8 protein-coding genes are annotated in these 10,064 nt (G+C 37.8%); 3 read left to right on the top strand and 5 right to left on the bottom strand.

Translation table 11 applies throughout. The features are described 5' to 3' along the window. Positions 1-191: 191 nt before the first annotated feature. Positions 192-1,502 (bottom strand): ribosome biogenesis GTPase Der, encoded by a 1,311-nt coding sequence (der, locus tag ACIQ0M_RS11035; RefSeq protein ID WP_396152198.1) that lies wholly within the window; start codon positions 1,500-1,502, stop codon positions 192-194. Positions 1,503-1,749: 247 nt separating this feature from the next. Between der and ACIQ0M_RS11030 the strand changes: the two genes are divergently transcribed. Further along, on the top strand, positions 1,750-2,244 hold the full coding sequence (locus ACIQ0M_RS11030) for a hypothetical protein (protein WP_396152196.1): 495 nt from the start codon (positions 1,750-1,752) through the stop codon (positions 2,242-2,244). Positions 2,245-2,463: 219 nt separating this feature from the next. Here the strand turns inward: ACIQ0M_RS11030 and era are convergent, their stop codons facing one another. After that, positions 2,464-3,348: a GTPase Era gene (gene era, locus ACIQ0M_RS11025; RefSeq protein WP_396152194.1), complete on the bottom strand. Its 885-nt coding sequence runs from the start codon at positions 3,346-3,348 to the stop codon at positions 2,464-2,466. A gap of 89 nt (positions 3,349-3,437) precedes the next feature. Between era and ACIQ0M_RS11020 the strand changes: the two genes are divergently transcribed. Continuing rightward, positions 3,438-4,001 carry a DUF4256 domain-containing protein gene (locus tag ACIQ0M_RS11020; RefSeq protein ID WP_396152192.1) on the top strand — a complete coding sequence of 188 codons (564 nt, stop codon included), beginning with the start codon at positions 3,438-3,440 and terminating at the stop codon, positions 3,999-4,001. A gap of 78 nt (positions 4,002-4,079) precedes the next feature. Here the strand turns inward: ACIQ0M_RS11020 and ACIQ0M_RS11015 are convergent, their stop codons facing one another. Together ACIQ0M_RS11015 and ACIQ0M_RS11010 are read right to left on the bottom strand one after the other, a co-directional pair. Continuing rightward, entirely contained in the window at positions 4,080-4,235 is a 156-nt protein-coding gene (locus ACIQ0M_RS11015; protein WP_396152190.1) for a hypothetical protein, read from the bottom strand. Positions 4,236-4,419: 184 nt separating this feature from the next. Next, entirely contained in the window at positions 4,420-4,872 is a 453-nt protein-coding gene (locus ACIQ0M_RS11010; RefSeq protein WP_396152188.1) for a KTSC domain-containing protein, read from the bottom strand. Positions 4,873-5,081: 209 nt separating this feature from the next. On the opposite strand from ACIQ0M_RS11010, the gene ACIQ0M_RS11005 reads away from it, so the two are divergent. Further along, positions 5,082-8,930, top strand: coding sequence for a T9SS type B sorting domain-containing protein (locus ACIQ0M_RS11005; protein WP_396152186.1), 3,849 nt, complete (start codon positions 5,082-5,084; stop codon positions 8,928-8,930). Positions 8,931-9,017: 87 nt separating this feature from the next. Here the strand turns inward: ACIQ0M_RS11005 and ACIQ0M_RS11000 are convergent, their stop codons facing one another. Next, positions 9,018-10,064 (bottom strand): phytase, encoded by a 1,047-nt coding sequence (locus ACIQ0M_RS11000; protein ID WP_396152184.1) that lies wholly within the window; start codon positions 10,062-10,064, stop codon positions 9,018-9,020.

Genomic DNA, 10,064 nt, shown 5'->3' with positions numbered 1-10,064 from the left:
CTAGAAAAATAACTACTTTTACTCATCGTTTTTTTTGTTTTGCAACTCTAAATTACGATAAGTTTTAAGAAGCCATTAATTTGGCTTCTTTTTTATTTATTTTTTATCGGACAACATTGATTTAAAATAAGAATTTAAACTTTAATCAAACAAAAAAACCTTAGTTGAATAAGGTTTTAAAAAATCTATTTTTACTTCTCTCTAATATAAATATCAATCGGCACCCCTGAAAAATCCCAGTTTTCACGGATTTTATTTTCTAAAAAGCGTTTGTAAGGTTCTTTTACATACTGTGGTAAATTGGCAAAAAACACAAACTGAGGTGTTGGCGTTGGCAATTGCATACAGTATTTAATTTTTACATATTTCCCTTTTAAAGCTGGTGGAGGATACGCTTCAATGAGCTTTAACATGTGGTCATTGAACTTTGAAGTCGCAATACGTTGCTTTCTGTTTTCATAAACTTTTACAGTCTCTTCTAAGGCTTTCAACAACCTTTGCTTTGTTAAAGCAGAAACAAATAAAATAGTGACATCCGTAAAAGGTTCTAACTCTTTTCTGATTTTCGCTTCGTAATCGCAAGTAGACATCGTGTCTTTTTCAACCAAATCCCACTTATTGACTAAGATGATAATACCTTTTCGGTTTTTAGCGGCTAACCAGAAGATACTTTGGTCTTGACCTTCAAAACCACGGGTGGCATCAATCATTAAAACACAAACATCCGAATGTTCGATAGCACGTACTGAACGCATCACAGAATAAAACTCCAAGTCTTCTTTTACTTTTGCTTTACGTCGAATACCGGCTGTATCCACCAAGTTAAATTCGAATCCGAAACGGTTGTATTTCGTGTCAATAGAATCACGTGTTGTTCCGGCAATATCGGTCACAATATAACGATCAACGCCAATCAAAGCATTGATAAAACTTGATTTTCCGGCATTGGGACGACCCACTACGGCAAAACGAGGTAATTCTAACTCTTCCTGCGTGGGTTCGGGTTTGTTTGGAAAAACTTTAATTAATTCGTCCAGTAACTCACCAGTTCCACTACCTGACGTACTGGAAATAGTGATATAATCACCTAAACCAAGGTTGTAGAATTCATAAGCATCTTTTTCACGCATGGCATTATCCACTTTGTTTACCACTACAATAACCGGTTTGGTGATTTTTCGAAGTAATTTAGCCACTTCATCGTCCATAGGTGTGATGCCTTCTTCTACATCCACTACAAACATGATAACATCCGCCTCATCAATAGCTAACTCTACTTGTTTGCGAATTTCAGCTTCAAAAATATCGTCTGAACCTTTGATATAACCACCAGTATCGATTACCGAAAATTCTTTTCCGTTCCATTCGCTCTTTCCATAATTTCGGTCTCGGGTAACACCACTCACCGAATCTACAATCGCTTCTCTACGTTTGATTAAACGGTTAAAAAGTGTTGATTTTCCAACGTTTGGTCTTCCTACAATGGCCACAATAGTACTCATAATTCCAATTCTAAATATTTTGCAAAGGTAGTCTTTTTTGTTTGAAGTTTAAAGGTTGATTTGAAGTGCTTTAATTTGTTTGGAGCAGGGTTTGCGTCAAGGATGGAAGTGGAACACTTTTTCCCTAATTGGCTAGTTTGTTAGATTGTTCAAATATTGGATTGTTGATTAGTCTAAAAATAATATGGTTTGTTTTCCGTTTAAAGTATTATTTCGTAAATTAGTATTCAATTTTACTCCCATTTGTATGAATTTAGATGACCAATTACCGTTGCGGTATCGATTTGATAAAGTGGTAACGAAATCTTATGATTCGATTTTAGCCAGTTGCGAAAAATTGAAAGAAACGGTTGAACCGGATTATAAAATCAAGATTTCGGGTCATCATATTTGGTTGCACATTGGATTGTTACACCGTGAAAAACATTCGCCTCATTTGCATTTAGAAATTGAAAAAATGGAAGACGGCAATACTTTTATTCGCGGTTTATTTGGTCCGGACCCTGTGTTGTGGACTTTATTTATGTTTCTTCACTTTGTAGTAGGTGGAATTTTTGTTATTTTTACAGTCATTGCGTTTTCAAAATGGTCGCTGGATCAATCATACAAATTTGATTTATTGGTGATGTTTGCCATGGTAAATGCTTGGTTTTTGCTTTATTTTGTTGCACGATTGAATCGGAAAAAAGGGTTGAAACAAGCAAGGGAATTGGAGGTGTTGATGGAGAAAATTTTGGAGTAATTTTTTTCTTTTAACCACGAAGAACACAAGGATGGCACCAGGAACAGAAGGTCGCTTCGTTCTATTTTTATTGGAACACGGATTTGGCGGATTGATTGGATTTTCGCGGATTTGATAGCTTTGGTGTAATGGATTTAAAGGGATTCTTTTTGAGAACACTTTCTTCTTTAACAATTCTCAACTTGAAACCTGAAACCTGAAACTTTTAACCCGCAACCTTTACTTCTGATTATACCCCAACCTCCTCAATTGAAACGCATTACTACGCCAATCTTTACTCACTTTCACAAAGAGTTCGATGTGGATTTGTTTACCGAAGAATTTTTCTAAATCTTCCCGGGCTTGCATTCCAACTCTTTTAAGAGCAGCACCTTTGTGACCAATGATGATTCCTTTTTGCGTGTCGCGTTCAACCATAATGATGGAACGGATTCGGATGATGTTGTCGTCTTCAATAAATTCTTCGGTTTCTACCTCAACGGCATACGGAATTTCTTTGTCGTAATTAATTAGGATTTTTTCGCGAATGGTTTCGTTTACAAAAAAACGTTCCGGTTTATCGGTCAATGTGTCTTTTGGATAATACGGTGGTGATTCCGGTAATAAAGATATAATGCGTTCGAATACTTCTTTAACGTTGAAATTTTCTAACGCAGAGATGGCAAAAATTTCTGCATTTGGCACTTTTTCTTTCCACAAATTAACTTGTTCTTCCAATTGTTGTTGGTTGGATTTATCGATTTTATTCAATAAAAGTAAAACCGGGATTTCACTGTGAATGATTCGTTTAAAAAAAGCTTCGTCTTTTAATTCCTTTTCCCCTATTTCAACCATATAAATCAACACGTCGGCATCTTCAAAAGCAGATTTAACAAATTGCATCATCGATTCTTGCATTTCATACGCCGGTTTGATGATTCCGGGTGTGTCGGATAAAACCATCTGAAAGTCTTCTCCGTTCACAATCCCCAAAATTCGGTGTCTGGTGGTTTGAGCTTTAGAAGTGATAATGGATAATTTCTCACCGATAAAAGCATTCATTAAAGTCGACTTTCCTACATTTGGATTTCCGATGATGTTGACGAATCCTGCTTTGTGTGCCATGTGCATAGTTTTTGCAAAGGTAAGGTTTCTTTTTTGTTTGTCTATTCTTGAATATTTATTAAATTTGAAATAACCGCATTTTTAATATCATGAAAAACAGTAAATTATTATCCACAGACCAAAAAAAAGAGTTGATGAACTTGTTACAACTTCGTTTTGAAAAAAACGTTATTCGTCATCAAAATATAAATTGGCAAGATGTGCAAAATAAATTAGAAAAAAATCCTGAAAAATTATGGTCGTTGAATGAGATGGAAAAAACCGGAGGAGAACCCGACATAGTTGGTTTTGATGAAAAAACAGGAGAATATATTTTCATGGATTGTGCCACTGAGAGTCCGATAGGGCGAAGAAGCACTTGCTTTGACCGTGAAGCTCTGGATTTAAGAAAAGAACACAAACCTGAAAACAACGCTATTGATATGGCTACAGCAATGGGAATTGAACTTTTATCTGAAGAACAATACCGTGAATTACAGCAATTGGGAAAATTTGATACTAAAACATCAAGTTGGATAAAAACGCCGGAAGAAATTAGAAAATTAGGTGGTGCTTTGTTTGCTGACCGTCGATACAATCATGTCTTTATATATCATAATGGAGCTCAGTCGTATTATGGGGCAAGAGGTTTCAGAGGAATGTTGAAAGTTTAGATTTTTAAAAAACCAACCGGAGTTCGGCCCCGAATGTTGAACTCCGGATGGCTGGCAAGGTTGGAGTGCCTTGCTCTTTTATTCTTTTGGTAAATTCCAAATATCTGGTTCTTCCATTCCGTTAGCCTTTAGAATCTCTTTATGACTCATCGTAATTGATTTTTTCTTAGCTTGTTTTTTTTCATCATTTACGACGTTACTTTTATTTTCAATGTTTTTTGATTTGTCTCGCATCGCTCACTAATTTTAGGTTAAACGTCTATTAATGTAGTACAAAGGTGCAACCATAACTTATTTTCTGTGTTATATAATTTTTCAAAAAAATTACATTTTAACCATAACCCATAACTACCTAAACTGTATAAAGAAAAAAAGTGCCGAAAATTCAGCACTTTACATTTATATTTCGATAAGCGTATTATTCTGCAGCTACCAATTTGCTTGCACTACGGTATAAAAACTCATGATAAACATGTCTCCGTGCAAAACGAGCCGGTGATTCAGCATTAATCATTTTGATGTAAGTTACTTTAGGCACACCAAAATATTCAAATTTATTTCCATCTAAAAAATGAATATTTAACACCCCGTCTTCATAATAAAATTCCAAAATACCGGAAGTAGTCGTCGTTTTCAAATACTCTTCTTTTACTTTTTCTTGGGTTTCCGGTGCGATACTGACCAAAAAATGATAGGCTTCAATGATTGCTTTACTTCGCTCTTCTGCTATCAAACGTTCAGCTGGATCTGCAATAGTATCAGGGTGGTCTTCTTTCATACTATTACGGTAGACCGTTTTTAATTCTTTCAAGGTTGCCATTTTGGTCACATCCAATAATTTTCGATATTTGGCAATTTTTTTTGAGTTCATAAGTGCTATTTACAAACGTGACAAACACGCTCTAATTTTCGGCAAAAGTAGTTTAATTAATTCACTATTTTGGAATTACCTCATTGATTTTTATTTATCGTTAAAGATATACACGTCCTATTATTAATTTCATATCCGTAACGATTTATTAACGATTACATTTTCTCATTGAATGGGAGTTATTTTACCTTTGCAATTATTTTATTGAATTGAAAAAAACTTTCCTACAATTATTCCTTTTCTTGCTGTTTATTCAAAACGCAGGTGCCCAATGTTTTGAAATCGAAAGTATTTTTATTGATGCTTGTGGCGGGCAAGAAGGACTTAATGAAATGGTCCGTTTTAAAGTTGGCCCTGCTCCCCTAAATGTTGGAACATTAAATGTCAATTGGCCGAACAATCCTTGGCAAGGACTCGTTCAAAATGCAACTACAGCCACAAAAGTAGCCGATTTGAATGCTGATATAGTTAGCTTGGGTGGATGTGCCGAATTACTGGAACCAACGAGTGGTATTTTACCGGCAAATGCTACCGTAATCTTGGTGACCAGTTTTAATATGGATACTACCCAAAACTCTTTTGGTGCATTGACGGAAGATATTTATATCTTATTTCAAAATAATTCGACCACTACTACAGGACACTTTGCCAATTTTGGTGTAGGGAACCGAACATTGACGATGAACTTTGGAGGTTGTTTTGATTCCGTAACCTATGATCGATCTCAGTTGATAAATTCTTTTGGCATTAATGTTGCGGGTGACGGAGCAACAGTTTTGTTTACTCCATCCGGTAATGCAACCTATACAAATTATGGTTGTTTCGCACCGGTTCCTCCCTTTATAGTCGATATTCTTACTTCAGGAATGACAATTTGTGCAGGAGAGACCATTTCTCTTTCCGGCACAGCCGAAGGATATCAAACTCTAACTTGGTCGGCCTCAACAGGAAGTTTTACTAATGTTAATTCATTGGCAACTTCCTTTACAATTCCTTCAAATGCTAGCGGAACGATTATAGTTACATTAACAGCCATAAACAGCTGTGGTCTTTCCATCACAGATACGGTTTCCATTACAATTACCAATCCGATTACACCAAATTTTGCAACCTCTTTGACCTTATGCAGTGGCGAAACTGCTCCAACACTAAACACCACTTCACCCAATGGAATTGTAGGAACATGGAGCCCTTCCACCATCAATAACACCATGAGCGGAAATTATGTATTTAATCCCAATCCGAATCAGTGTGCTACGCCGATAATATTGGCTGTAACCATCACAAATTCCATCACACCTGATTATGCTACAAGTTTGACTTTGTGTAACAGTGCTACTGCACCTACGTTGAACACCACTTCACCCAATGGAATTGTAGGAACATGGAGTCCTTCCACCATCAATAACACCATGAGCGGAAATTATTTGTTTACACCGAATCCTAATCAATGTGCTACGCCGATAACATTGACTGTGACTATTACAAATTCCATCACACCTGATTTTGCAACTACTTTAACTTTATGTAACGGTGACACTGCTCCTACGTTGAACACCACTTCACACAATGGAATTGTGGGAACATGGAGTCCGTCCACCATCAATAATACCATAAGTGGAAATTATGTGTTTACACCGAATCCTAATCAATGTGCTACGCCGATAACGTTGGCTGTAACTATCACAAATTCCATCACACCTAATTTTGCTACGACTTTGACTTTGTGTAATGGTGCCACCGCTCCAATGTTGAACACCACTTCACCTAATGGAATTGTAGGAACATGGAGTCCGTCCACCATCAATAATACCATGAGCGGAAATTATGTGTTTACACCGAATCCTAATCAATGTGCTACGCCGATAACCTTGACTGTGACTATTACAAATTCCATCACACCTGATTTTGCTACAAGTTTGACTTTGTGTAACGGTGACACTGCTCCAATGTTGAACACCACTTCACCCAATGGAATTGTAGGAACTTGGAGTCCGTCAACTATCGATAACAACTCTAGCGGAAATTATTTGTTTACTCCTAATACGAATCAATGTGCTACACCAGTAACATTGGCTGTTACGATTACAAATACCATCACGCCTGATTTTGTGACTACTTTAACTTTGTGTAACGGTGCCACTGCACCTACGTTGAACACCACTTCACCCAATGGAATTGTAGGAACATGGAGTCCGTCCACCATCAATAATACCATGAGCGGAAATTATGTGTTTTCACCCAATCCGAATCAGTGTGCTACACCAACAACATTGGCTGTGACGATTACAAATTCCATCACACCTGATTTTGCTACGACTTTGACCTTATGTAACGGTGCTACTGCTCCAATCTTGAACACCACTTCACCCAATGGGATTGTGGGAACATGGAGTCCGCCCACTATCAATAATACCATTAGTGGAAATTATGTGTTTACACCGAATCCTAATCAATGTGCTACGCCGATAACATTGGCTGTAACGATTACAAATTCCATCACACCTGATTTTGCTACGACTTTAACCTTATGTAACGGTGACACTGCTCCTACGTTGAACACCACTTCACCCAATGGAATTGTGGGAACATGGAGCCCGTCCACCATCAATAACACCATGAACGGAAATTATGTGTTTACACCGAATCCTAATCAGTGTGCTACCCCGATAACATTGGCTGTAACTATCACAAATTCCATCACACCTGATTTTGCTACAAGTTTGACCTTGTGTAACGGAGAAACTGCTCCAACACTAAATTTCGCTTCACCCAATGGAATCGTGGGAACATGGAGTCCTTCTACTATCAATAACACCTCCAGTGGAAATTATGTGTTTTCACCGAACCCGAATCAATGTGCTACGCCGATAACGTTGGCTGTAACTATCACAAATTCCATCACACCTAATTTTGCTACGACTTTAACCTTATGTAACGGTGACACTGCTCCTACGTTGAACACCACTTCACCCAATGGAATTGTGGGAACATGGAGTCCGTCCACCATCAATAACACCATGAGCGGAAATTATGTGTTTACACCGAATCCTAATCAATGTGCTACGCCGATAATGCTAGCGGTGACAATAAATGCTCCCACAGTGACCATTACAGGAATTGATACGCTTTGTGTAGGACAATCTACACTTTGGATACCGTCAATAACAGGAGGCCTTTGGTCAAGTAACAATACAACTGTTGCTACAATAGACACTAACGGAAACATAACCGCACTTGCGTCAGGCACTACAACCTTGAACTATTTTATACAAGGCAGCTGTGATACAACTATTTCGAAAACCGTCACCGTGGTAAATCCAACGTCTCCAGGCTTGTCCAATCTTTTTGTTTGTCTTGATAACGTGACAGGGGATATCATTTCGCCGGTTTTATTGGAATCCGGAGTTTCGTCCACAGACTATTCTTTTGTTTGGACATTGAATGGCGATCTTCTACCTACAACACAAAATGCACATTTAGCTACGGAAATAGGCATCTACACGGTAACGGCTACACACTTGCTGACAGGTTGCTCCGGGTCTTCAACCGCAACCATCACCGGATCTTCGATTGCATTGGCTACAGCTAGTGTTGGCATTGATTTTCAATTAAACCAAACCATCACCGTAAGCATCACAGGCGGTTCAGGAAAGTATGTGTTCAGTTTAAACGATGGTCCGTTTCAAACGCTTCCCTATTTTACCCATGTGCTGCAAGGGGAAAACAGTATCGTTGTCAAGGATTTAAACGGTTGTGACGATTTAGTTTTAACAGTCTATGCGTTAAAGTACCCTCCTTTTTTTACGCCAAACGGCGACGGGTTTAACGACACTTGGAATATCAATGGGTTGGAAGACCAACCCGCATCACTAATTTATATTTTTGACCGCTACGGTAAATTACTTAAAACTTTAAAAGCGTCCGGGGGCAATGGTTGGGATGGAACGTATAATGGAGCACAACTGCCTGCTACAGATTATTGGTTTACTTTGATGTATACCAACCGCGAAGGGTTAGAAAAAGAATTCAAAGCCCATTTTAGTTTAAAACGGTAAAACGATTTTGGGTTAAATCGCTGAAATTCTATAAATACATGGTGTATAAAAAAGCAATTCAACAACACTTCATAGAGTCCAAAAAAATTACTTTTTGGGCTTATCAATCCACTTTTGTATTTCATTCCAATCATAAAAATGAAAAGTCATTCCGTTGCTCATCGCAACAAACATTCCGTTGGTAAAATTACCGCCTAAGTTAATATTGGTGGCGTCTGCTCCATCACATTCAATGGTTGAAGTAGGTATTTCAGCCAACATTTTATACGCATTCGGATTACCATTGTTTCCCTCTCTGGCATATACCACCAAAGTATTGGCTTGTTGATTTGAAACTAAAATATAACCAGTCGTAGCCGTTTTCTTGTAAATCGCTATTCCTTCATGATCAGATTTAAAATCATTTTGTCCAAAAACAGCAAGTTCAGTGTTGTCATTTTTGGCCGGGTCAGCATAATACTTTCGAATACCAAACTGCTCATCAGAACAATAAACATAACCCAATTCATTGTCAACAGCAATGGCTTCTATCTCTTTTTTTCCGCTGAAGTTTCCAAACTTTCTAATGACAGTTGCTTGAACATTTCCACCACCGGAATCCGACAATTGGTATTGCCATAGATACGTTCCCGATGGACCGAATTTTCTTCCCACAATGGCAAAAACAGCTCCGTCAGTTGGACGAGTGTAAAGCGAGATTCCCATAGGGTCACGTTCGGTTTCACCTGCAAAAACTTCTATTCCACCGTTGTCAATTGGTGTTAAATCAGGTAGCGAAAAAAACCTGATTTTGTTAGTCTCTCGTTCTGTCGTAACGGCAATATCCATTTTTTTACCGCCTAGTATAATTCCATAGGCAATGTCTACATTGTTGGGACGTTTTAAAACTATTGATTTTTTTATAATCTTACCATTCAAATCATAGAGATATAAACCTCCATCGGTATCTTTATCTGTTCCCACCACAAGACTTTTCGTGGCATCAGCAGGGTGAATCCATATGGCAGGGTCGTCCGTATCGTGGGGCAAAGGTTGAGTAACAACTATCGGTTTTATCGCATCTTCTCGAACAGGTGCTAGTTTATCACCACAAGAAATAAGACTAGCTACAGATAGTAAAACGATTCTTTTCAT

Source organism: Flavobacterium sp., from assembly GCF_044339515.1.
In the GTDB taxonomy this organism is placed as follows: domain Bacteria; phylum Bacteroidota; class Bacteroidia; order Flavobacteriales; family Flavobacteriaceae; genus Flavobacterium.
The sequence above is the reverse complement of the archived record's forward strand: the minus strand, read 5'-3'. Positions and strand labels throughout refer to the sequence as shown.

Coding starts and splice junctions, on each gene's coding strand:
- ACIQ0M_RS11000 (WP_396152184.1), bottom strand. CDS start 10,064: ATGAAAAGAATCGTTTTACTATCTGTAGCTAGTCTTATTTCTTGTGGT.
- ACIQ0M_RS11030 (WP_396152196.1), top strand. CDS start 1,750: ATGAATTTAGATGACCAATTACCGTTGCGGTATCGATTTGATAAAGTG.
- era (WP_396152194.1), bottom strand. CDS start 3,348: ATGGCACACAAAGCAGGATTCGTCAACATCATCGGAAATCCAAATGTA.
- ACIQ0M_RS11020 (WP_396152192.1), top strand. CDS start 3,438: ATGAAAAACAGTAAATTATTATCCACAGACCAAAAAAAAGAGTTGATG.
- ACIQ0M_RS11010 (WP_396152188.1), bottom strand. CDS start 4,872: ATGAACTCAAAAAAAATTGCCAAATATCGAAAATTATTGGATGTGACC.
- ACIQ0M_RS11015 (WP_396152190.1), bottom strand. CDS start 4,235: ATGCGAGACAAATCAAAAAACATTGAAAATAAAAGTAACGTCGTAAAT.
- der (WP_396152198.1), bottom strand. CDS start 1,502: ATGAGTACTATTGTGGCCATTGTAGGAAGACCAAACGTTGGAAAATCA.